Origin of the sequence: Micromonospora costi, from assembly GCF_003626655.1 — a bacterium.
In the GTDB taxonomy this organism is placed as follows: domain Bacteria; phylum Actinomycetota; class Actinomycetes; order Mycobacteriales; family Micromonosporaceae; genus Micromonospora; species Micromonospora costi.
This window is the reverse complement of record NZ_RBAN01000002.1, coordinates 1022632-1040842: the sequence shown is the minus strand read 5'-3', so window position 1 is coordinate 1040842 and position 18211 is coordinate 1022632. Positions and strand designations below refer to the sequence as shown.

21 protein-coding genes and 33 tRNA genes are annotated in these 18211 nt (G+C 69.6%); 3 read left to right on the top strand and 51 right to left on the bottom strand.

Annotated elements, in window-relative coordinates; translation table 11 throughout:
* Positions 1 to 30 precede the first annotated feature (30 nt).
* From D7193_RS15870 to D7193_RS15820, 14 genes are all read right to left on the bottom strand, one after another.
* Positions 31 to 780 carry a hypothetical protein gene (locus D7193_RS15870; protein ID WP_147434414.1) on the bottom strand — a complete coding sequence of 250 codons (750 nt, stop codon included), beginning with the start codon at positions 778 to 780 and terminating at the stop codon, positions 31 to 33.
* A 187-nt stretch (positions 781 to 967) separates the two neighbouring features.
* Positions 968 to 1288 carry a hypothetical protein gene (locus D7193_RS15865; protein ID WP_120780213.1) on the bottom strand — a complete coding sequence of 107 codons (321 nt, stop codon included), beginning with the start codon at positions 1286 to 1288 and terminating at the stop codon, positions 968 to 970.
* On the bottom strand, positions 1288 to 1431 hold the full coding sequence (locus D7193_RS33470; RefSeq protein ID WP_158674815.1) for a hypothetical protein: 144 nt from the start codon (positions 1429 to 1431) through the stop codon (positions 1288 to 1290). Before D7193_RS33470 ends, D7193_RS15865 begins: the two co-directional genes overlap by 1 nt.
* Positions 1431 to 1652, bottom strand: a complete 222-nt coding sequence (locus tag D7193_RS33260; RefSeq protein ID WP_147434413.1) for a hypothetical protein — start codon at positions 1650 to 1652, stop codon at positions 1431 to 1433. The genes D7193_RS33470 and D7193_RS33260 overlap by 1 nt, the downstream gene beginning before the upstream one ends.
* Positions 1649 to 1852 (bottom strand): hypothetical protein, encoded by a 204-nt coding sequence (locus D7193_RS15860; RefSeq protein ID WP_120780212.1) that lies wholly within the window; start codon positions 1850 to 1852, stop codon positions 1649 to 1651. Before D7193_RS15860 ends, D7193_RS33260 begins: the two co-directional genes overlap by 4 nt.
* A complete protein-coding gene (locus D7193_RS15855; RefSeq protein WP_120780211.1) occupies positions 1849 to 2355 on the bottom strand; it encodes a hypothetical protein in 507 nt (168 codons plus the stop codon). Before D7193_RS15855 ends, D7193_RS15860 begins: the two co-directional genes overlap by 4 nt.
* A gap of 273 nt (positions 2356 to 2628) precedes the next feature.
* Positions 2629 to 2994, bottom strand: a complete 366-nt coding sequence (locus D7193_RS15850) for a hypothetical protein (protein ID WP_120780210.1) — start codon at positions 2992 to 2994, stop codon at positions 2629 to 2631.
* On the bottom strand, positions 2991 to 3302 hold the full coding sequence (locus D7193_RS15845; protein ID WP_120780209.1) for a hypothetical protein: 312 nt from the start codon (positions 3300 to 3302) through the stop codon (positions 2991 to 2993). Before D7193_RS15845 ends, D7193_RS15850 begins: the two co-directional genes overlap by 4 nt.
* A 5-nt stretch (positions 3303 to 3307) precedes the next feature.
* The gene (locus D7193_RS34600) at positions 3308 to 3430 is read right to left on the bottom strand and encodes a hypothetical protein (protein WP_277749907.1); all 123 of its coding nucleotides are present in this window, start codon (positions 3428 to 3430) and stop codon (positions 3308 to 3310) included.
* 172 nt (positions 3431 to 3602) lie between these two features.
* On the bottom strand, positions 3603 to 4082 hold the full coding sequence (locus tag D7193_RS15840; RefSeq protein WP_120780208.1) for an AAA family ATPase: 480 nt from the start codon (positions 4080 to 4082) through the stop codon (positions 3603 to 3605).
* A complete protein-coding gene (locus D7193_RS15835; RefSeq protein ID WP_120780207.1) occupies positions 4079 to 4681 on the bottom strand; it encodes a hypothetical protein in 603 nt (200 codons plus the stop codon). The genes D7193_RS15840 and D7193_RS15835 overlap by 4 nt, the downstream gene beginning before the upstream one ends.
* Positions 4681 to 5016 carry a hypothetical protein gene (locus tag D7193_RS15830; protein WP_120780206.1) on the bottom strand — a complete coding sequence of 112 codons (336 nt, stop codon included), beginning with the start codon at positions 5014 to 5016 and terminating at the stop codon, positions 4681 to 4683. The genes D7193_RS15835 and D7193_RS15830 overlap by 1 nt, the downstream gene beginning before the upstream one ends.
* Positions 5013 to 5498, bottom strand: a complete 486-nt coding sequence (locus D7193_RS15825; RefSeq protein ID WP_120780205.1) for a hypothetical protein — start codon at positions 5496 to 5498, stop codon at positions 5013 to 5015. Before D7193_RS15825 ends, D7193_RS15830 begins: the two co-directional genes overlap by 4 nt.
* Positions 5495 to 5749, bottom strand: a complete 255-nt coding sequence (locus D7193_RS15820) for a hypothetical protein (protein ID WP_120780204.1) — start codon at positions 5747 to 5749, stop codon at positions 5495 to 5497. The genes D7193_RS15825 and D7193_RS15820 overlap by 4 nt, the downstream gene beginning before the upstream one ends.
* Before the next feature lie 326 nt (positions 5750 to 6075).
* On the opposite strand from D7193_RS15820, the gene D7193_RS15815 reads away from it, so the two are divergent.
* Entirely contained in the window at positions 6076 to 7422 is a 1347-nt protein-coding gene (locus D7193_RS15815; RefSeq protein ID WP_158674814.1) for an alpha/beta fold hydrolase, read from the top strand.
* Positions 7423 to 7682: 260 nt separating this feature from the next.
* Here D7193_RS15815 and D7193_RS33465 read toward each other — a convergent pair whose 3' ends face one another.
* The gene (locus tag D7193_RS33465; protein ID WP_158674813.1) at positions 7683 to 7841 is read right to left on the bottom strand and encodes a hypothetical protein; all 159 of its coding nucleotides are present in this window, start codon (positions 7839 to 7841) and stop codon (positions 7683 to 7685) included.
* Between the two features lie 677 nt (positions 7842 to 8518).
* On the opposite strand from D7193_RS33465, the gene D7193_RS33255 reads away from it, so the two are divergent.
* Positions 8519 to 8773 carry a hypothetical protein gene (locus tag D7193_RS33255; RefSeq protein WP_147434411.1) on the top strand — a complete coding sequence of 85 codons (255 nt, stop codon included), beginning with the start codon at positions 8519 to 8521 and terminating at the stop codon, positions 8771 to 8773.
* Between the two features lie 199 nt (positions 8774 to 8972).
* Here D7193_RS33255 and D7193_RS15810 read toward each other — a convergent pair whose 3' ends face one another.
* The 3 genes from D7193_RS15810 to D7193_RS15800 all read right to left on the bottom strand — a co-directional run bounded on the left by D7193_RS15810 (position 8973) and on the right by D7193_RS15800 (position 11923).
* Entirely contained in the window at positions 8973 to 11570 is a 2598-nt protein-coding gene (locus D7193_RS15810; RefSeq protein WP_147434410.1) for an MXAN_6230/SCO0854 family RING domain-containing protein, read from the bottom strand.
* Between the two features lie 201 nt (positions 11571 to 11771).
* A tRNA-Cys gene (locus D7193_RS15805) sits at positions 11772 to 11845 on the bottom strand.
* Positions 11846 to 11850: 5 nt separating this feature from the next.
* Positions 11851 to 11923 (bottom strand) — tRNA-Arg (locus D7193_RS15800).
* A 336-nt stretch (positions 11924 to 12259) separates the two neighbouring features.
* Here D7193_RS15800 and D7193_RS33250 point away from each other — a divergent pair.
* The gene (locus tag D7193_RS33250; RefSeq protein WP_147434409.1) at positions 12260 to 12832 is read left to right on the top strand and encodes a hypothetical protein; all 573 of its coding nucleotides are present in this window, start codon (positions 12260 to 12262) and stop codon (positions 12830 to 12832) included.
* Here the strand turns inward: D7193_RS33250 and D7193_RS33460 are convergent.
* From D7193_RS33460 to D7193_RS15635, 33 genes are all read right to left on the bottom strand, one after another.
* Positions 12798 to 12879: transfer RNA gene (locus D7193_RS33460), tRNA-Tyr, on the bottom strand. The two genes, D7193_RS33250 and D7193_RS33460, sit on opposite strands and share 35 nt — an antisense overlap.
* A 1-nt stretch (position 12880) precedes the next feature.
* A tRNA-His gene (locus D7193_RS15790) sits at positions 12881 to 12954 on the bottom strand.
* A 20-nt stretch (positions 12955 to 12974) separates the two neighbouring features.
* A tRNA-Val gene (locus tag D7193_RS15785) sits at positions 12975 to 13046 on the bottom strand.
* A gap of 1 nt (position 13047) precedes the next feature.
* Positions 13048 to 13124 (bottom strand) — tRNA-Asn (locus tag D7193_RS15780).
* Between the two features lies 1 nt (position 13125).
* A tRNA-Glu gene (locus tag D7193_RS15775) sits at positions 13126 to 13199 on the bottom strand.
* Positions 13200 to 13204: 5 nt separating this feature from the next.
* Positions 13205 to 13276 (bottom strand) — tRNA-Val (locus D7193_RS15770).
* 2 nt (positions 13277 to 13278) lie between these two features.
* Positions 13279 to 13353: transfer RNA gene (locus D7193_RS15765), tRNA-Met, on the bottom strand.
* Positions 13354 to 13355: 2 nt separating this feature from the next.
* A tRNA-Lys gene (locus D7193_RS15760) sits at positions 13356 to 13427 on the bottom strand.
* A 6-nt stretch (positions 13428 to 13433) separates the two neighbouring features.
* Positions 13434 to 13506 (bottom strand) — tRNA-Arg (locus tag D7193_RS15755).
* A 6-nt stretch (positions 13507 to 13512) separates the two neighbouring features.
* Positions 13513 to 13584, bottom strand: a tRNA-Lys gene (locus D7193_RS15750).
* 972 nt (positions 13585 to 14556) lie between these two features.
* A tRNA-Pro gene (locus tag D7193_RS15745) sits at positions 14557 to 14630 on the bottom strand.
* A gap of 5 nt (positions 14631 to 14635) precedes the next feature.
* A tRNA-Pro gene (locus tag D7193_RS15740) sits at positions 14636 to 14707 on the bottom strand.
* 5 nt (positions 14708 to 14712) lie between these two features.
* Positions 14713 to 14785: transfer RNA gene (locus D7193_RS15735), tRNA-Arg, on the bottom strand.
* A gap of 15 nt (positions 14786 to 14800) precedes the next feature.
* Positions 14801 to 14876, bottom strand: a tRNA-Ile gene (locus tag D7193_RS15730).
* Between the two features lies 1 nt (position 14877).
* A tRNA-Ser gene (locus D7193_RS15725) sits at positions 14878 to 14968 on the bottom strand.
* Between the two features lie 5 nt (positions 14969 to 14973).
* A tRNA-Asp gene (locus tag D7193_RS15720) sits at positions 14974 to 15049 on the bottom strand.
* Between the two features lies 1 nt (position 15050).
* Positions 15051 to 15126, bottom strand: a tRNA-Ala gene (locus D7193_RS15715).
* Between the two features lie 5 nt (positions 15127 to 15131).
* Positions 15132 to 15215 (bottom strand) — tRNA-Leu (locus tag D7193_RS15710).
* Between the two features lie 11 nt (positions 15216 to 15226).
* Positions 15227 to 15300: transfer RNA gene (locus D7193_RS15705), tRNA-Met, on the bottom strand.
* A gap of 5 nt (positions 15301 to 15305) precedes the next feature.
* A tRNA-Thr gene (locus D7193_RS15700) sits at positions 15306 to 15378 on the bottom strand.
* Positions 15379 to 15402: 24 nt separating this feature from the next.
* The gene (locus D7193_RS15695) at positions 15403 to 16407 is read right to left on the bottom strand and encodes an ATP-dependent DNA ligase (protein WP_120780200.1); all 1005 of its coding nucleotides are present in this window, start codon (positions 16405 to 16407) and stop codon (positions 15403 to 15405) included.
* Positions 16408 to 16578: 171 nt separating this feature from the next.
* A tRNA-Thr gene (locus D7193_RS15690) sits at positions 16579 to 16653 on the bottom strand.
* A 1-nt stretch (position 16654) separates the two neighbouring features.
* Positions 16655 to 16730 (bottom strand) — tRNA-Leu (locus D7193_RS15685).
* A gap of 6 nt (positions 16731 to 16736) precedes the next feature.
* Positions 16737 to 16810: transfer RNA gene (locus D7193_RS15680), tRNA-Gln, on the bottom strand.
* Between the two features lie 34 nt (positions 16811 to 16844).
* The gene (locus tag D7193_RS15675; RefSeq protein WP_120780199.1) at positions 16845 to 17288 is read right to left on the bottom strand and encodes an HNH endonuclease; all 444 of its coding nucleotides are present in this window, start codon (positions 17286 to 17288) and stop codon (positions 16845 to 16847) included.
* A gap of 100 nt (positions 17289 to 17388) precedes the next feature.
* A tRNA-Gly gene (locus D7193_RS15670) sits at positions 17389 to 17461 on the bottom strand.
* Between the two features lies 1 nt (position 17462).
* A tRNA-Thr gene (locus tag D7193_RS15665) sits at positions 17463 to 17540 on the bottom strand.
* A gap of 5 nt (positions 17541 to 17545) precedes the next feature.
* Positions 17546 to 17620 (bottom strand) — tRNA-Leu (locus D7193_RS15660).
* Positions 17621 to 17625: 5 nt separating this feature from the next.
* A tRNA-Gln gene (locus D7193_RS15655) sits at positions 17626 to 17697 on the bottom strand.
* A 135-nt stretch (positions 17698 to 17832) separates the two neighbouring features.
* Positions 17833 to 17905: transfer RNA gene (locus tag D7193_RS15650), tRNA-Gly, on the bottom strand.
* Between the two features lie 12 nt (positions 17906 to 17917).
* Positions 17918 to 17992 (bottom strand) — tRNA-Glu (locus tag D7193_RS15645).
* 50 nt (positions 17993 to 18042) lie between these two features.
* A tRNA-Phe gene (locus tag D7193_RS15640) sits at positions 18043 to 18115 on the bottom strand.
* Positions 18116 to 18123: 8 nt separating this feature from the next.
* Positions 18124 to 18196, bottom strand: a tRNA-Ala gene (locus D7193_RS15635).
* Positions 18197 to 18211 lie beyond the last annotated feature (15 nt).

Genomic DNA, 18211 nt, shown 5'->3' with positions numbered 1-18211 from the left:
GCTGGCTGGTGCCCGAGGCGACGGTGAGAGTCAGCCGAACGGGGGCGACGGGGGATGGGTGCGGCCGTCGTGGTGCTGGTCGCGGCCCCTCAGCGGCCGGTCAGGCAGGCTGTGGGGCGTCCACACTCCGGTGGTAGTGGCGTCGAACGGCTTGGCCGCGGGTGCCGTCGCGGCATCGTCGCTGCTGACGCTGTTGATCCAGTGGCTGTGCGAGCCGGAGTCCCCGGGGGTGAGAGCCGCCGCGTGCGGAACGGGCGGTGGCAGACGGCGGGCCGCCCCCTCGGCCGGTGGATGAGCGGCGGCCGGGCGGCGGTGGCCGGCGAGGTGAAGGGTGCCGGCGGGCTTCACGCGGGCGCGGGCGGGCGCCGGCTGCGTCTTGGCTGGCGCGTGCCTCGGGTCGGCAGCCGGGGGCGGTGGAGCCTGCGGTCGGGCCCGCACGAACGCTGGCTCGCGCGGTGCCGCGTCCAGAAGACGGATCCGCGCCGAGACCGTGTCGCCGACGAGTCGGTTGATGGTGGGGCGAACGGTGGTGCCCTCGATCGCTGCCGTGGTCTCGATGAGACGTCGGACCGGCTGCGTGGCCACCGCCCGCGGGTGCGACTTGATCCCGGCCAGGGCGGCGCGTGCGGGCTCGACGTCGCCGATGTGGTCCGCTGTCGGGTAGGGGGTGCTGTCGGCGGCGTGCGCGTCTTCCGAGTGGCCGAGCGCGATCAGGGTCCCCAGGCCGGCCGCCACGCCGAGCAGCAGCAACCGTATGCGGCGTTGGTGCCTGGTGGGCATCTGATCCTCCCCATTGGATCCGGTGCCGTGCGGGTGCGGGTCGGCGACGTTCGGGTTGAGTTGATGTTGCTCGGTCGGGGAATGGATGTTCCCTGAACGTTTTCAGTGTGCAACTTTCACGGGGCAAAAGCGTCAAATAGAGCGAACATGAGGCATTTACCGTGTCGCTCGGATTCGCTGGCCAGTTCTACTCCCGCCCCTCCACACGGGCCGCCCGGCGGCTTCTGCCCAGGTCATCCAGCAAATCCAGCATGCCCTCCCGGTTCTCCCCGAGCGTCAACGTCAGCCGCACCCCCTGAGGGATGCGCAGGGTGTACGCCCGCCGAGCCGACGCCACCAGCGCAGCTGTCCGGTCCCGCGTGAACTCGTCGTGCAGCGGCAGCCGCTTCACCGTCCACCACACACCCTCGGGCAGCATCACCACGACCAACCACACCAGGCCGAGCGCCACGACCAGGCCACCGACGACCCCGAAGGCGGCGAGCACCCCCAGCCAAAAATCGGACATCACGCCTCCTGATCGGTGTAGTCGATGCCCGGGTCCTGCGGGCCAGCCGCCCGCCGCCGAAGCCGCACCCGGGCGGGCTCGGCCAGCACCGGGTAGACCGCGTTGTAGACCTGCTGCCGCTCGCCGCTGTCATAGCCGGCCATCACCGCGACGGCCACCCCGCCGAACGCGACGACGTGGCAGCGGCGGGCGCATGCGGCGAAAGACGCGAACCCGGCCCGCTCCTGCGCCTGCCGACGGGAAGCCGCCGGAGCAGGTCGTCGCCAACTCGGTTGACCAGCCGGGCGAGCCGCCACAGCAGCCAGCCGGCGCCGAGGGCGGCCGGCAGGGTGGCCAAGCCGAGCAGGTATTCCGGTACGTTCACGCCGCCTCCCGCGCGGTCTTGATCTCTTTGACGTTGGTGAGCAGCCGCATCGCGTCGGCCAGCTCGTGCCGGTGTGGGTCGCCGGTGAGGTGCGCGATCACCTCGGTCAGCGCGGCGTCCGGGTCGCGGGTCGGGACGGGGAACGTCGCCGTGCAGCGGTGGCGGCGGCGGGCCCGGTCTGGGCACAGGAAGACGATCACGCCGTCCTCGCCTTGATCGCTTCGAGCGCTTCGCGGCCGAACGCCTCGATCGCGTCGAGGTCGACCGGCCGTAGTCCGTACCACTCGTCCGGGCGGATCAGCAGCGACCTCCCGTCGGCGGTCAGCTCGTCCGACACGGGGCCGGACATCGGGACCTCGGTGTCGTCGGTCCATATCAGGCGGCGGCCGTCGGCGAGCACCTGCCGCGCGGCGGCTAGCTTCGCCACCTTCGCCGCGTAGCCGTTGACGTCCTCCCAGAACGCGCGGCCCAGCGCGGGAAGGTCCCACAGCCGTTCCAGCTCGTCGGCGTACGCGCACCAGGTGGTGCACCAGCGAACCTCGACCTGGTGGGTGGTGTGCAGCTCGCGGATGCGGTCGACCAGCGGCGCGGCCCAGCGCAGGCGGTAGGTGGTGCCGGCGGCGCGGGCCTTACCGGTACTGGGCTCGACACCCCACTGCGGGCTGGTCGCGTTGATGACGCCGTCCACATCCAGGAGCCACACGGGCGGGATGGGGCCGGCGTCCGGCAGGTGCTTGGCGAGGAGGTTCCAGCCCGGCGGCGGTGGGCGAGTACGGGTAGTGGCCGAGGGTGTCGGAGCTGTCGCGGATGTCCGCGGTGATCCAGCCGGCCTCCCGCTGCTCGGCGGTAGCCGAGAGCACGTTGGCCGCCGGTGTGGTGGCTCGGTTGTGTACGGCGTTCTGGTGCGGGGAGAACCACACCATGCCGTCCGCGACGTCGCGGAGCAGCCGCAGTCGGGTCTTGGTCGGGTACAGGCTCATCGGGCCTCCTGGCTGTCGAAGACGACCGGGAGGCCGTCGAGGTCGCTCAACTGCTCGTAGGTGGCGTCGCCGTAGCCGGCGAACACGACCCGGTCGATGTGGCAGGCGAGGGTCTTGGCCTGGCCGGTCCAGCGGATGGCCGCGCCGAACACGGCCCGCTGGTCGTCGCCGACGGCGAGGACGAACGCCCTGCCGGCGGTGCTGTAGCGGGGCACGACGTAGGCGATGGTGTGGTCGCCGCGCTGGCGGACCTTGACGGCCCACATGCCGGCGGGGACCTGAGTGCAGGCGATCCGGCCGGTGCCGAGCGGAACCGCGTAGCGGGGGTTCAGCGTGACCGTCTCGGCAGTGCGGGTGGTCATTGCTGGCCACCCCGCCGCGCTCGGAGCAGGTCCGCCTTCTGGTCGAGCGCGAACCGGCGCAGCGCCATCGCGGTCCGGGCGACCTCCTCGGCGTCGGCCGCGAGCTGCGTCCACGCCTGCGGGTCGTTCTCGGGGTACTCGTGCGGCTGGCGAGGCCGGAACCACCTGCTGGGGTCCTCACGCTCGTGCGGGTGCAGGTAGACCTTCCCGGTGACGTCCCAGCGCGCGATCAGCGAACCGACGTCGCTCTTGACTGAGCGCAGCACGTCGAGGGCGATCCGGCGGGGGGTGCGTTCGCGGCGGGCCATGGCGGTCAGCTCCTCGTTCGCAGGTAGGCAGGAAATTCGTTGCCGTCGTGGGTGCCGCCGACCTCGCGGACGCGGGCGGTCGCGGAGTTCCAGCCGACGGTGATCGGCTCGCTGACGACCTCGAACATCGCGCCGTGCGCGGTGAATCGGGTGCCCTGCTCGACGCGGGGGGGTGTGGAGCACGTAGTCGGCGGGGCCAATGCGCGTTGCGGTGACCATGACGCCCCCTCGAATCTTGGTAGTGGTTACATCTATCAAGCTACGTTACGGGGTGGCCGCTGTCACGACTTCTACCGAATTTCAGCCAGCCGGCCGAAGCCCAATGGGCAGCGGCAGCGGCCGAGGCCGGCCCTGCATATGCCGCTCAAACATCGCGTGGATCTTCGCCCGGCCCAGCCGCGCCGGGCCCTCCCGCCGCGCGTCCCGGTCCACGCACACCTCGAACGGGACGTGCGTCAGGTCCACCACCCGGAACCGGGCTCCCGCCCGCTGCGCGATGTCCCACAACCCGAACAGGTGCTCGTCGACCAGGTTGGTGCTGTCCTCGATCACGGACACCCCGAGCCGCAGCAGGTCGAGGATCGCCCCGTGCGTCACGACGGTTACCTGCCGTTCCTGCCGGGCCGTGCCCAGCCAGCCGCCGTGCAGCATCTTCCGCGTGTCGTCCCGGCTGACCCGGGCGCGGCCGGCCGGGTCCTCGGCCACCCAGCCGGCGGAGAAAAACGTCTTGCCTGACCCCGGGAGTCCGCGGGTGGCCAGCAGCTCCAACGGGCCGCTCATCGCAGGAACCCGTGCATCGTGTACGACACCCACCGCCCGAGCCGCTTGACGACGAACACCGACCCCATGTGCCACGTCGGCCGCTCGTCCAGGACCGCGGCCGTCTGGTCGACGATCCGCTGCGCCATCAGCCCCACGCGCGTTAGGGCGTGCATCGCGTCCACCCGCAGCGGCACCGGCATCCCACCGGCCAGCAGCAGCCCGGTCAGGGCCCGCACCGCGGCAACCACCCGCCCCTGGTCGGGGATGTCCTGGTCGGCCACCCACGACAGGCGCACCTCGACGTGCTCGGTGCCGTTGAAGACCCGGCCGGCGGCGACGATGACCTGCGGGCGCAACCCGACCTGCTCGACCACCGCCGGGTTGGCGGCGATCACCCGCACCCAGGCGGCCTCGCCCGCCTCGAAGTTGAGGTGGATGCCGTGCGGCGTGGGTACCTTCCCGGACGCGAGGAGGTCCACCAGGGCGGACAGCTCGCCGAGGATCGGGTGCTCGCCGTCGGCCGGGTCGGGACGCTCACCGTCGGCGTGGGCGTTGTGCTCGGCCCAGTGCATCAACAGGTCGTCGGTGGGCTGGCCGTCCTCGTCGAGCCCGCCCATCACGAACCCGCCGATCCGGCTGTCGCCGACGGCGGGTCGATGTAGTAGGCGCGCAGCTTGTCCAGCAACGGCGTCACCTCATCGCCCACCGGGAAGTCGTGTTCCTCCATGGCCTGCCACTCCTCCCGGAAGTACCCCCGGGCGTGCTCCCGGCCGCCGCCCATCCGCAGCAGGTAGAACAGGGCGTCCCGGAACGACGATGTGACGCCGCAGCACTGCAACAGGTCGTCGTCGTCGCGCATCCGGAAGGCGCACCATTCCTCGGCGGTTAGCGGTCCGATCAGGGCAGGTGTCTGCGGGGTGATGTCGGTCGTGGCGGGTTCGGTGAGGGTCATGCTCGTGTCCTCTCGGTCTTTCGTGTACGGGGGTCGCCCATGCAGCAGCGGCACGGGTAGTCGCAGCGGACGCGGCCCGGCCCGCCGGCACGGCGCACCGTCGGGACGGGCCGCAGGTGCTCGCGGGGGATGCAGTCGACGCGGGTCAGGCTCGCCCCTTGGTACAGCTGCCAGTGGGGGCGACCGTCAACCTGCTCGCAGCCGTCGGTGCAGCGGCCGACGATGAAGCCTCGGAACCCGCGCCTCGGGCCGACGCAGATCCGCGCCCCATCCCACTGCTGCGGTGTCCACCGCGGGTCGTCCCCGGCCTCGTCGGCGAGCCGCCACGCGGCGGCCTTGCGGACCCGCTCGGCGACGGCGGCGCGGCGGGCCTGCTCGGCGGCGGTCGCGGCGGCGCCTTCGGCGTGCCAGGCGGCGAGCGCGGTCAGGGTGGCGTCGTCCAGCGCACGCAGGTCGACGGCCGGGAAGGTCAGCGCGGTCACCGGCGGGGCTCCGCGTTCGGGTTGGCCGCGGTCGCGGCGGCGTTCGCCTCGTCGGCCTCGCGGCACGCCTGCCGGTAGGCGGCTTCGGCGCGGCCTGCGGCATTGGCGAGCTGCCGGACCCGGACGGTGTCGATGGCCGCGCCGCCTGCGGCGTTGAGGCTGTGCCGTGCCAGCGTCAGGGCCTTGCCGGCGTCGGCCGCACGGGAGACGGCAGCGCGGTGGGCGGCGGCGAGGGTCGCGTAGTCGGCCATGACGTCCTCCGTGATCTCGGTAGCGGTTACAACTACCAAGATACGACACCGTGGCTTGATAGTCATGACTTCTATCAAAATCCCCGCGAGGGTCACCCGATCGGCAGCATCGACTGCGCCTGCGGCGGCGCCACCCGCTCCCGCTGGTCGGCGCCCTACTCCCGGTGGTCGGGATGGCGTTGCTCAACGCGAACCGGCGGGTCTGTTTTGGGCCGCAGGCCCGCCGCGGGTGCGGCGGCCCGGCTCTTCCAATGCGCGCATACGAGCGACGCCAGTGGGAAATCTCCCGCGTCCGCGAGACATCGCCGGGATCCAAGGAGGCCGGCATGGCGACCAGCACTGACAGCTCCGTATACGTGCTTAATTCGAAGAATCGATCCAATTACGGGGGGACCGCCGAAATCGCGATACGGCGGATTCGGCCTTCAACGCTTCCTCCAGGCAAGCCCCCGACCGCCCAAATTGTCATGGTGGCCGGCAGGACGATTCCGGCTCGCGTTTCCTTCGACCTGTTGAGCAATGCTAACGATGGGCATTACAGCTGGGCGCGGGAGATTGCCGACAGGTGCCAGGCCGAGGTTTGGATCATGGAAGTACAGTGCATGGGTGCCTCCAACCGCGTGTATGCGATGTCCGACTTCACCAACATCCTGAAGGGTGAACAGATCAAAGCCTTCGGGCGAGTGCTATACGGGCCGAACTGGCCCTATCATCTCAACGATTCAGATTCAGAGTGGCAGGAACTCGACGCCGTTGTCGACCATGTCCGAAGCGAAGCAATAAAGGAAAACCCGAACTGGTACAGCGAAGGTGCCGGACGGGTCATTCTGATCGGGTACTCGGCTGGAGCCTATGTCGTTGGCCCCTACGCCATGCAGAACCCGGGAAAGGTGTGGGCCCTTCTGCTGCTCGCGCCGATATTCCCGCCCAACGGCCCCGCAGACCTACCACGACCATTCGCTGCGCCAGATCCTTCCCGCACGGATAGGTTCTACGGCGCCCCGATGGGAGTCCACACCAAGAAAACAATTTGGCCGGAGCCGCCGGTGCCGCAGCCGCAGGGCTGCCTTCCGGAACGGAACGACTACGTCATTGACGACTTATGGGCCGCCATGATGGCGAACGAGCGCACCCCCAATCTAGTCCCAGGCCAGGGAGAAATCGCCCTGTACCCGACACGGTTCTGGTGGGGCTGGAACCAGAAACTTGTAGAAACAAATCCGCAACTCGGAAAAGAACCGCTGGGCGGTGCCCCCACCTCCGATATCGGCATTCCCGTACTCATCATCGCCGGGACCGAGGACGTGCTCATTCGCGCGAAGGCGGATTCTACTGACGGCCGAGGACCGTTTTCGGTGGACCACCTCTATCGGGCCATTGCCGGACGAGGTAAAGCAATGATGTACGACATCGAATGCGCCGGGCACAATATCGTGTGGCAGGATCCATCCCGTCACAAACTCCACGACCTATCCATCGAGTGGATAAGGGGCTTCGCCAACTACGTCGGTCCCGTGAACAGCCCCGCGTATACGCCGGTACGCCTTCCGCATGGCGGGTCGGGACGATACCTCGTCCCCCGGAACGGTGGGCCACCCCAACCGTGGGAGGGCCCAGCGACCACCTCGTCGTCGTTGCGCCTTTATCGGGACCTCCGGCTTTCGTCGCCGTAAAAGTGGTCTAATCGTTCGACCAGGGGACGACCACGCTAAACCCCGCCGTCGGTACCGCCCGAAGGATGACGGCTGAACGGCGGAGGCGGTATCCGACACGAGCCGGGGAGCGACGCCTGCGAGCAGGCGTCAGTAGCCTTGTCGCGGTCGCCGACAGGGCGCCGACAGGGCGCCCGAGCACCGGGATGCCCGGCCTCGCCGTTCTCCGATTCTCAATGTGCTGCTCTGCCGAGGTGCCCAGAGTCGCGACGCCGAGCATGTCAGATCACCCCGTCCGCGTGCTGCTGCTCGTGGTAGTCGGCGTCGCGGTTGGCGGCGTTCCAGCGCATCCAGCCCTTGCCGGTGCGGCGGGGGCACTTCGGCTCGTGGCAGATGTAGTAGAACTCGTCGTCCATCTCGTCGTACTCGATCCTCGTCACCGCATCCCCTATCTCAATAGCGATTACAACTATCAAGATACGGCATAGGGCCCTCTCCGTACACGACTTCACCGAGATGGATCGGTTCCTGAACGCCCGCGCGCTGGTGGTGCCACGTCCGCCGCCAACTACCGGTCTGAGCTGGCGATACAGCACTGGGCCGAGCAAGACCTCCATGTCGGTCGTTGCCCGCATTGCTCACCTGCGCGGTCGGCTAGCTCACAGTGTCGGTGCGAAAGCGTCAGTCCTTCAGACCACGCCCGCATGCTTATCGAGAGTCACGCCGGGCTCCCCGTCGGGTCCGTGTGATTCCGTAGCACTGCCCCCCGCGGCACCCGCCTACCGGCGGGAACGCGGGCGGGTGGCCGTACCGGTAACCCCGCTGCGAACCACCCGTTGGGCTCCCGGGGCAAGGTGCATTGCTCGCGTGCCGCCCAGGCGGTTCGGGAGTCATGCCCGTGCGCCTCAAGCTCCAAAAGACCGGACCCGAATTTTCCTTGGGTTCCGGCCACATTCGTCGAAGGTGCCGGATACGGTGCATCGGCACACGTGATCGGCCGGCACCTCGGCCAAGGGCGGCTGGCGCCCGGGGACTGTCACTCCCCGGGGCCGCCTTGAACGGTCACGCCCACTGCAAGTCCCGCGTATGGACCGAACAACAGGAGGAACGAGACCAAGTGACAACGGTAACGAGAGCTACCCCGCGGCGCGACACTGGGGCTGCTGGCAGCACGGACTATGCCCTGATCGGGGCCCTTGTGCTGGTGGCTCTGACCGCCATCGGGGCGACGCTCTGGATCGCCCTGGCCACCGGCCCGGCCATCGCCAGCATCGCTCCGGTCGCGATCCCTGCGATCGGCACGGTCGCGGCCAGCGCCGTCGGCGGAATCGTGGTTGTGCTGCGGCGCCGATCGGCCAGGGCGCGGCGATAGCGACCGGGGTTGGACGAGGGCCGATTGAGCTTCTTCGACCCTCGTCCAACCCGCTCGCCAACGTCATCATCGAGCCGGCGGCTCCGGGCAGGGACCTAATGTTCACCCCTCATCGACCCGAAACGCCACGCGCTGACCGCAGAACTGCGGCCGTTCGCGCGGCCCCGGCCGAGAGCAACGAACTCCTTCAGGAGCAGGACTACGGCCCCGGAGGGGCAAGCATCGCCGGCACGTCCGGTGCGGCCAGCAGCCGCACCCGGCCCGCGTCGAGCTGGCCGGGGTGCAGCGCGTACACCTCCGCGCCGTCCGGCGTCGGCAGGTCACCGCGCGCCACGAACTGCAACGCGGCCGACGCGGCGTCCTCCGCCGTGGCCGGCGACGAGCTGAGCCCGGTGCGCAGCCGCAGCGCGAATGTCGACACCGACTCGTGGTCGGCCCGCCGGAACAGCGTCATGCCCGCGGGGCTGCGCACGATCACCTCGCGGGCGCGGGCGGCGGCGATCCACCGGCCCAGCTCCCCGAGGGTGACCCGGCCGCCCGCCTCGAACGAGGCCACCAAGGCTCGCGCCACGGTGGAGAACTGGTCGGCGTGGCGGTGCACCGCGTGGTTGGTGCCGGTCACCTTCGCGGCGACGTCGAGCCACCGCATCGTCCGAGCGTGCAGGTCGACGACGAACGGGATGGTGACCTTGCCGGGGCCGGTCAGGTCGAACCGCTGCTCCACCGCACGCGCGTCGAACGGCTCCCGCCGGCCGCCGAGCTGGTCGCGGACCATGAACCCGGCGAACGCCTCCGCCATGTCGAGGAACGGCACGTTGTTGTAGCTGAGCACCGACATGACCGCGTACCGGCCGCCCTGCTTGGCGAGGACGTCCACGTCCAGGTCGATGAACTCCGACGCGCCGCGCGGTGCCGGGGCGCTGGTGAAGTCACCCGAGTGCACGGCCCCGGGCAGCCGCAGGTTGGTGAAGTCGCAGGTGCCAACGTGCTCCCACGTCTTGCTGTAGACGGCCACCGACAGGTCCAGGTCGACCCGCTGCTCCGACTCCATCCAGTGCAGGAACAGACGCACGACCTGGCCGGCCGGGATCGGCAGGACCGAACCGCGGGCCAGGGTGACCAGGGCGCGGGCGGCGGTGCGCTCCGTGAACGGGGCGATGATGCCCTCCAAGTCGGTGTCGACCACGGCCCGGTCGACGGCCGGCAGCGCAGCGGCACGCTCGAACAGGGCGGCCTTCAGCGCCCGTTCCGCCTGCCCGACCAGGTGCGGGGCCAGCGGCGAGCGAGCGTCCTCGACGACGTGCGCGGTGCCTGTGCGGCCGGCGGGGAAGAACACCCGCTGGTCGTGGGCGACCGCGCGGGTGCGGATCTCACCCAGGGCCGACAGGATCACCGCCGGGGCGGCCTGCCGGGCCGCGCGGCCGATCTCCTCGACCAGCGCGTTGTGACGGCCGGCGCCGATGCGCAGCAGGTGGTCGGCGCGGCGCAGCAGCTCACCCGGACGGGCGCGCAGGGCACCCAGAGCGGCGGTGAGGTCACGGGCCGCCAGGGCTTCCTCGACCCGGCGGGCCCGGACGGCGATCAGCACCCGGCCGTCACGGACATGAACGTGCTCCGCGCTCGCCGTGCGGTCGTTGAGCATGAGCGCTGCGGCCTGCACCTGGTTCAGGGTGGTGCCGCGCAGCGCGGCGAACGCCAGCGCAACATTCGGCCACCGGCCGGCGTGCTCGCCCGGGTGCAGCCGCTCACCGACGGCGATCCACGCCCGACGGTGCCGGCGCATGTCCTCGACGAGCTGCACCACGCCCATCCGGTCGAGGGCGGCCAGCAGCACCCGGCGCAGCGGCCGGGCGACCGGCGCGATCCGCGGCCGGTCGATCAGCGACTCACCGCCCGAACGGGCGACGAGGAACCGCAGCACGTCGGTGGCGGTGTCGACCAGCGCGGTGACGTGCGCCTCCACCACGGCCGGGTCGACCGGGTCGGCGAGCAGCCACGCCAGCAGGCGGGCCTTCGTCTCCCGGCCCGGCACGGCGGCGGGCAGCCACGACACGTCGGTGCGGTCGAGGCCGGCCAGCATGACGGCCAGGTCGTCGGCGTCGGCCGGCGGCAGCGCGGTGGGGCGGGCGAGCAGGGACAGCACCTCGGCGCGCACCTGGGCGAGCAGGCCGCCGCCGAGGTGCAGCACCCGGAGGCGTGCCGGCGCGGGGCCGGTCACCTCGCGCGGCTCGCGCGGCCGGTCCTCGACGGCCGGCTCGCCGGCGGCCAGGTACGGGTCCGCCGGGTCGAGCTGCCGGTAGCAGATCGGGCAGGCCGAGTAGTCCGCCGGCCGGAAGCAGTCACCGCACACCAGGTGCCCGCACGGGTTGACCGGCCGGACGGTGCCGGCCGCGAAGCACAGCACGCAGGGCTGCGTGGGCTCCTGGAACCAGGCGGTGAGGATCCGGTCGACGAACAGGCCGAGGGTGTCGTTGGGCACCCGGTCGGGGAAGCGCCGGAACAGCGGCGTGTGGTCACGGCCGCCGCCTACCAGCTCGTCGCAGTCGGCGAGCAGCCGAGAGCCGAGGGCAGTGAGGTCGACGGTGTCGAGACGCAGCAGGGCGTCGCGCAGCGGCTGGGACAGCAGCCAGCCCCGCTCGGCCAGGTCGGCTTCGAGCAGGGTCACGCCCGGCCGCGCGTCCGGGTTGAACTGGTCGGTGCCGGCGGGTACGTAGACGGTGCCTCGGCGGCGCAGGAGCACCCGGACGAGGGTGGCCGGCCGGGTCCGGGCGGTCTGGGTGCGGGTCTGGGTCGCCATGCCGGTCACCGGCCTTTCGTCGGGGTGATCTGGACGTGGACATGAGTGCGGGGCCGGTGATTGAGCGCGCTAGTTCTCAGCCATTTGAAAGGGTTAGAAGGAAGCACACTCGGGAGCCGGCCCCGCAGGTCTGACGATAGCAGCTCGGTAGAGGTTGCGTCTATCGATTTACGCTGCATGTCCACAGCGGATGGCATCACGTGGAGGCCGCACGGGGACTCGAACCCCGGTGCGCCGCTTTGCAGGCGGCTCCCTGACCACTCGGGCATGCGACCGTACGCACCCTCGGACCGATTCGAACGGCCGACCGCCGGCTCCGGAAGCCGGTGCTCTATCCGCTGAGCTACGAGGGCATGGTGCAGGCGAAGGGGACCTGCTGCGCCTATAGTGATTCCATGGTCGACTCAATCGGCACGCGAGTCTGCGACGGCTGCTCTCGGCGATTCATCCGCACCAGCAGGCACCGCCTGTGCAGTGCCTGTGAGTACCGAAGGCAGCAGGCGAAGGCCCCGTGCTCGTGCGGGTCACCGAAGTCTCTGAAGGCCAAGCAGTGCCGGTCGTGCGCGTACGGGAGTACGCCGATTGTCGATGAGCCCGATCAGGCCCGGCTGGCTTGGATTGCTGGTCTGATCGAGGGCGAGGGGACCTTCGTGCGGAGGCGGTCCGGAGGAGGCGTAGTCCGCGTTCAGATGACCGACCTCGACGTGATCGAGACACTGGCCGAGCACTTGCCGTTTGCTCCCCGGGTCCGGCCGTATACCCCGAAGGTTGACCATCACAAGCCGTCGTGGATCCTCACCGTTCAGCGGCGCGACGACCTCTTTTGGCTGGTGACCAAGATCTGTCCGCTGCTCTCCGCACGACGACGGGAGGCTGCAACGCTCCTCGTCAGCAACTTCACTAACCCGCCCACCCTGCCCAGCCCTTCGTGGCCGTACACCCTAAGTGATCCGGCGGGGGCGGCATGGGCGGCCGGGCTGGTCGAAGGCGAGGGGTGGATTGGGCCGCCCTACCTGGAGGTGACGTCGACCGACCTCGACGTCCTTGAGCGGCTGGCGCAGCTCGCAGGTGGTGGCTCGATCACGGCCGCGAAGCGGGGCAAAGAGAACCACCGACCCGCGCACAGGTGGCAGCTGTATCGAAAGGGCCTCCTCCTGCCCTTCCTCGACGCCATCCGGCCGTGGATGCTGTCTCGCCGGACGATCGCTGTCGATCGCTTGGTCTCGGTGCGCGTCCCTGGACTTGAACCAGGCGTGCCGTAAGGCGCCCGTTTTACAGACGGGGGAGCGACCAGCCGCTCACGACGCGCTTGGGGTGACTGGCCGGTACTGACCCGGCATCTGCGGGGCCACAACCCGCCGCTCTCCCATTGAGCTACAGCCACAACTGCGGCCCGAAGGCCAGTACCCGTACCTGAACTCGAACCAGGGCGACCCGCTGTGTGGGAGCGGTGCTCTGCCGCTGAGCTACACGGGCTTGGCTCCGGCGACAGGACTCGAACCTGTACCTGTACGGATTAACAGTCCGCTGCCCTACCGATTGGGCGACACCGGAATGGTCGCGCGTGCGGGACTCGAACCCGCTTCATGGGCTTGAAAGACCCAGGGCCTACCCATAACCGAACGCGCGTTGCGTGCCCCGAGCTGGTGTCGAACCAGCGACCTCCGCCTTGTCGAGGCGGCGTTCTCCCACTGAACTACCGGGGCGGGAGCGGGAGCCGGATTCGAACCGGCGGCCTCTGGGTTATGAGCCCAGCGCGCTTCCATAACTGCGCCATCCCGCAAGTGGGCCGCCAGAGGATCGAACTCTGGACACTCCGATTAAAAGTCGGCAGCTCTACCACTGAGCTAGCGGCCCGTGCTGTGCCCCGCGCTGGAATCGAACCAGCGACACGCAGTTTAGGAAACTGCTGCTCTATCCCCTGAGCTAGCGGGGCGTACTGTGCCTCCGGGGAATTTCGAAATCCCGGCCCACCGATTAAGAGTCGGTTGCTCTTCCTCTGAGCTACGGAGGCTTGGCGGAGAGGGAAAGGCCCTCACGCATAGGGTATTGTGTATGGGTGACAAACCAGCCCAGATGCGCTACCTGCGGCAAGCCTTACTGGTCAGCTGACCGGCGGCGTGAATGCGAGCCCTGCCGCTACCAGCGTCTGAAGCTGAAGTGGCGGTGCGCGTGTGGCGCACCGATGGACCGCAAGTCAGTACAGTGCGCGACCTGCAACCGCGAGCGACCAGCCCCGCAGAAACTACGTGCAGACCAGCGAGCGTGGCTGGCTGGGCTCCTCGAAGGCGAAGGGACCTTCCTGGTAAAGGAGGGTGCACCCCGCGTCCGGGTCCAGATGACGGACCAGGACGTCATCAGCGACGCCCACCAGATGACGGGGGTAGGTACGGTCAATGCGTACACACCGAGGAACCGTGCACATAAGCCCTCGTGGTACTGGACCGTCAACGCTCATTCGCACACGGCTTGGCTGGTCGCGGAAGTCGCACCGCTACTCGGTCATCGTCGCCGTTCGGCTGCCGTCGGCCTCTGGTTAGCCGGAGGGCAACCAGTCGCCACCTTCCCCGCCCGGCGGGAGTTGACGTCTGCCGAACACATCCCGTGGGTCGCCGGCATCGTCGAAGGTGAGGGCTGCATCAGCGTCTCCGCCCGAGGTGACGTGTCTCTCGGAGTGAACTCGACCGATCTAGACACCATCGTTCGGCTTCACTCAGCGACCGGCATGGGGCGCGTTTATGAGCGGCCGTCACGGAACGAGAAGTGGCGTCCAACCGCGACGTGGAACGTGTGCCGCATCAACGAGCTGCGCGAACTGCTCCCGGAACTGCGGCCGTGGTTGAAGTCGCGCCGCTGTGGAGCCGTCGATCGGGCGTTGATCTGCCTCGCCGGCAAACGCGGAAGGTAAAGGAGTCGAACCCTCGCCGTTTCCAGCGGCCCGGTTTTCGAGGCCGGTTGCCCACCACTGGGCGCTACCCTCCATGAGTCGGGTACGAGGGAATTGAACCCCCGGCCTCGCCCTCCCGAAGGGCGCGCTCTCCCAAGCTGAGCTAGTACCCGTTGAGTCGGGACGGGGAGTCTCGAACTCCCGTCCTCTGGTCCCCCAGACCAGCGCGCTACCCCTGCGCCACGTCCCGATGCGTACCCCCGGCAGGAATCGAACCTGCGGCCTTCTGGTTCGTAGCCAGACACTCTGTCCGCTGAGCTACGGGGGCAAGAAAATTGCTGCGTGCCGTCGGCTGGAATCGAACCAGCGCATCTCCTCGTTATCAGCGAGGTGCCTTAACCGGACTTGGCCACGACGGCTTGGCGGAGGGACCGGGATTCGAACCCGGGCCGGAGTTGCCTCCGGTCTGCCTTAGCAGGGCAGCGCCATAGACCGCTCATGCCACCCCTCCATGCGCGCCCCGTACGGGATTTGAACCCGCGAATCTCCGGATTGACAATCCGGCGTCCACTCCTGACTGGACCGACAGGGCATGGTGGAGCCGAGCGGAATCGAACCGCTGGCCTTCCCGGTGCGAACGGGATGCTCTACCAACTGAGCTACGACCCCATGCGTGCGCTCGGGGGGAGTCGAACCCCCACGCCTTCCGGCACCGGATCCTGAATCCGGCGTGTCTACCTGAGTTCCACCACGAGCGCGTGATGTTGCGTGCCGACGCCCGGTGTCGAACCGGGGGCCTCTCCGTTATGAGCGGAGCGCTCTGACCACCTGAGCTACGTCGGCGTGAGAGCCAGCGGCGGGAGTTGAACCCGCAACCTCACCCTTACGAGGGGCGTGCTCTGCCAGTTGAGCTACGCCGGCATGTTCCCAGTGATCGAGGGCCGGCTACGCCTCGCCGTAGTAGCCCTTCTCCTCACCGAGGACCAACGGCACGTCGTAGATCGACATGTCCGGTCTGGTCCTGCTGAACCTGACCCTGTGCCGCCACCGCTGGTGCTCGAACGCCACGTCAGCGTCGATCTCGACGACGGCGGTCGGTTCGACCTGCACGTACCGCAGCGGTTCGGGCCGGTCGAGCTGCCCCGACCAGGCGGCCGGTAGCGGTTGCGGCCACGGGTGCACCACGGTTCCGCCGCGACGCTGCAACGGCCGAAGCGGGGAGAGCGCCGCGGCGAGGTCGGCCCTCTGCTCGACGGTCAGAGGGTGCGTGCGGCCGGTGTAGCGGAGCTTCCCGCGCCGGTCGAACCGGCCCAGCAGAGCCGTGTCCGGGTTGCGGAGGCTGCCCGTCACCCCGCCCACGATGGCCTCCGTGAAGACCCGGGTGCGGAACTTCGACCAGCCCCGGCGGCCCGGCTCGTACCTGCCGGCGAGCCGCTTCGTCACGACCCCCTCGATGCCCGTCGCAACGGTCCAGTGGATCAGCCAGTCAGACACCTGCCGCATGTCGGTGGTCTGCGGCGTGAGCGTCAGCGTCGGGGGAGCGTCGGCGAGGAGCCGTTCCAGCCGGGCCCGCCGCTCGAACAGCGGCAGGTCCAGGACCACCTCCCCGCCAGCGTCGGCGAGCACGTCGAACAGCACGTAGTGGGCGGGGCAGTCGCGGGCCAGCCGCAGCAGGCCGCGGCCGGCCGTGATCCGGCGTTGGAGCTGGGCGAAGTTGGTCCGGCCCCGCTCCCACACGATCAGCTCGCCGTCGAGCACCGCCCCTGCGGGGATCGCCGACCGGATCGCCCGGGTGATGTCCGGGAAGTACGTGGTCAAGTTCCGGCCGGCGCGCGATTGGAGGTACACGCCGTCGCTGTCCCGGAAGGCGATCGCCCGCCACCCGTCCCACTTCGGCTCGTGGATGAGGCCGGGCCCTTCGGGCACCTGGTCGACGGGCGCGGCGAGCATCGGCGCAACCGGGCGGCGCAGCCTCGGGTCGGCTGGCCCCTCCGCCCGGCGCCGGGCCGGGCTCACCGCCCGCGCTCGCTGCGAACGCCGCTCATCTCGCCCCCCGACGTCATCGTGGGGGAGCGGCCACCCGCCCCGGGCGGACATCCGCGACAACGAATGCGCAGGTTGTGGAGCCGGCGGCCGGAGTCGAACCGGCGCGACGCTGCTTACAAGGCAGTTGCTCTGCCGCTGAGCTACGCCGGCATGGTGCCCTCGGCAGGACTCGAACCTGCCCTGTACGGCCCCTCAGACCGTCGCCTCTACCGCTGGGCTACGAGGGCATTGAGCTGCGGGCGGAGGACTCGAACCTCCAACCTTCCGGTCCAGAGCCGGACGTGCTGCCAGATTGCACCAGCCCGCATCGGGGCCGGCGGGGTGATGGCCCGCCGGCCGGGTCAGCGCTGCGCCAGCGACCCCCACGACGGCACAAGCGGCGTGATGCGCAGCACCATGCCGGCCTCGGCCGGGGTCCGGTCGCCCTTCGCCTGGTTGCAGGGCGCGCACGCGCTGACGGTGTTCCGCCAGGTGTTCTGCCCACCCCGCGAGCGGGGCAGGATGTGGTCGACGGTCGCGGCCGGGCCGGAGCAGTAGCCGCACCGACGGCCGTCACGGGCCAGCACGCCCGACTTCGACCAGGCGGGACCCTTGCTGTACCGCCACCGGGTGACCACGTAACGGACGAGCCGCACGACCTTCGGCATGGGGAACACGCCGATGAGCCGGTCCGGCTCGGCTTCGTGGATCTCGGCGACCCGGCGGCACAGCATCCGGATCGCGTGGGCGACGGTGACCCGGTGGAGGGGCCCGAGGTCGGCGTTGATGACAAGTACGACGTCCACCAGGTCCCTCCCTTCTTCCAACTGGACCGGCGGTGGTGTTGGAGCGCCGGGGTGACGTTCCAACGGTGGTTGACGAATTGACAGATGATCTGTCAACGAGAGCGGCTGACCGGGTTCGAACCGGCGACCTCCACCATGGCAAGGTGGCGCGCTACCAACTGCGCTACAACCGCATGGAGCCGACGGCCGGATTCGAACCGGCGGCCTCCGACGTACCAGGTCGGCGCTCTGGCCAGGCTGAGTTACGACGGCATGAGTGCCCTGCGACGGACTCGAACCGCCAACACACCAGGTTTGAGCTGGCGCCCTCGTGCCAGTTGGGGTAGCAGGGCGAGAGCTGAGGACGGAGGACTCGAACCCCCACGACCTGAGCCAAAATCAGGCGGCCTGCCGATTAGCCGAGCCCCCATCGTGGTCGGGGCAGGGAGCAGGGGCGGTGACCTTCCGCGCTGCCACGGGGAGCGACCCCGCGCGGCCGTTGACCGGGCTGCGCAACCCGGCCTCGGGTTTCGCGGCGTCCGCCGCCCCCTTTCCCTGCCCTCCGAGCGGCCCGCGGGCATCGAACCCGCTTCTCCGGTTTGGAAGACCGGCGTGTCCGCCGAGTTCACCAGGACCGCATGGGCGTTGCGTCGGCCGTACGGGATTTGAACCCGTGATCTTCACGTTGAGAGCGTGACGAGCTTTCCAGGCAGCTCCAACGGCCGATTGGAGCTGGCGGGGTTCCGCCGTCCGCAGCCAGCGGACCCCGCCAACGTGCCCACCCCCGGCGTCGAACCGGGAGCCTCGCCCTTTTCAGGGGCGCGCTCTACCACCTGAGCTTGGTGGGCATGATGTGTGGACCTGCCCGGGTTCGAACCGGGGACCTCCGCTCTGCCAGAGCGGCGCGCTACCAGCTGCGCCACAAGCCCATTCCGACTCCCCGG

Coding starts and splice junctions, on each gene's coding strand:
- D7193_RS15870 (WP_147434414.1), bottom strand. CDS start 780: ATGCCCACCAGGCACCAACGCCGCATACGGTTGCTGCTGCTCGGCGTG.
- D7193_RS15865 (WP_120780213.1), bottom strand. CDS start 1,288: ATGTCCGATTTTTGGCTGGGGGTGCTCGCCGCCTTCGGGGTCGTCGGT.
- D7193_RS33470 (WP_158674815.1), bottom strand. CDS start 1,431: ATGGCCGGCTATGACAGCGGCGAGCGGCAGCAGGTCTACAACGCGGTC.
- D7193_RS15850 (WP_120780210.1), bottom strand. CDS start 2,994: ATGACCACCCGCACTGCCGAGACGGTCACGCTGAACCCCCGCTACGCG.
- D7193_RS15845 (WP_120780209.1), bottom strand. CDS start 3,302: ATGGCCCGCCGCGAACGCACCCCCCGCCGGATCGCCCTCGACGTGCTG.
- D7193_RS34600 (WP_277749907.1), bottom strand. CDS start 3,430: ATGTTCGAGGTCGTCAGCGAGCCGATCACCGTCGGCTGGAACTCCGCG.
- D7193_RS15840 (WP_120780208.1), bottom strand. CDS start 4,082: ATGAGCGGCCCGTTGGAGCTGCTGGCCACCCGCGGACTCCCGGGGTCA.
- D7193_RS15835 (WP_120780207.1), bottom strand. CDS start 4,681: ATGGGCGGGCTCGACGAGGACGGCCAGCCCACCGACGACCTGTTGATG.
- D7193_RS15830 (WP_120780206.1), bottom strand. CDS start 5,016: ATGACCCTCACCGAACCCGCCACGACCGACATCACCCCGCAGACACCT.
- D7193_RS15820 (WP_120780204.1), bottom strand. CDS start 5,749: ATGGCCGACTACGCGACCCTCGCCGCCGCCCACCGCGCTGCCGTCTCC.
- D7193_RS15815 (WP_158674814.1), top strand. CDS start 6,076: ATGGCGACCAGCACTGACAGCTCCGTATACGTGCTTAATTCGAAGAAT.
- D7193_RS15810 (WP_147434410.1), bottom strand. CDS start 11,570: ATGGCGACCCAGACCCGCACCCAGACCGCCCGGACCCGGCCGGCCACC.
- D7193_RS33250 (WP_147434409.1), top strand. CDS start 12,260: ATGACCGACCTCGACGTGATCGAGACACTGGCCGAGCACTTGCCGTTT.
- D7193_RS15695 (WP_120780200.1), bottom strand. CDS start 16,407: ATGCTCGCCGCGCCCGTCGACCAGGTGCCCGAAGGGCCCGGCCTCATC.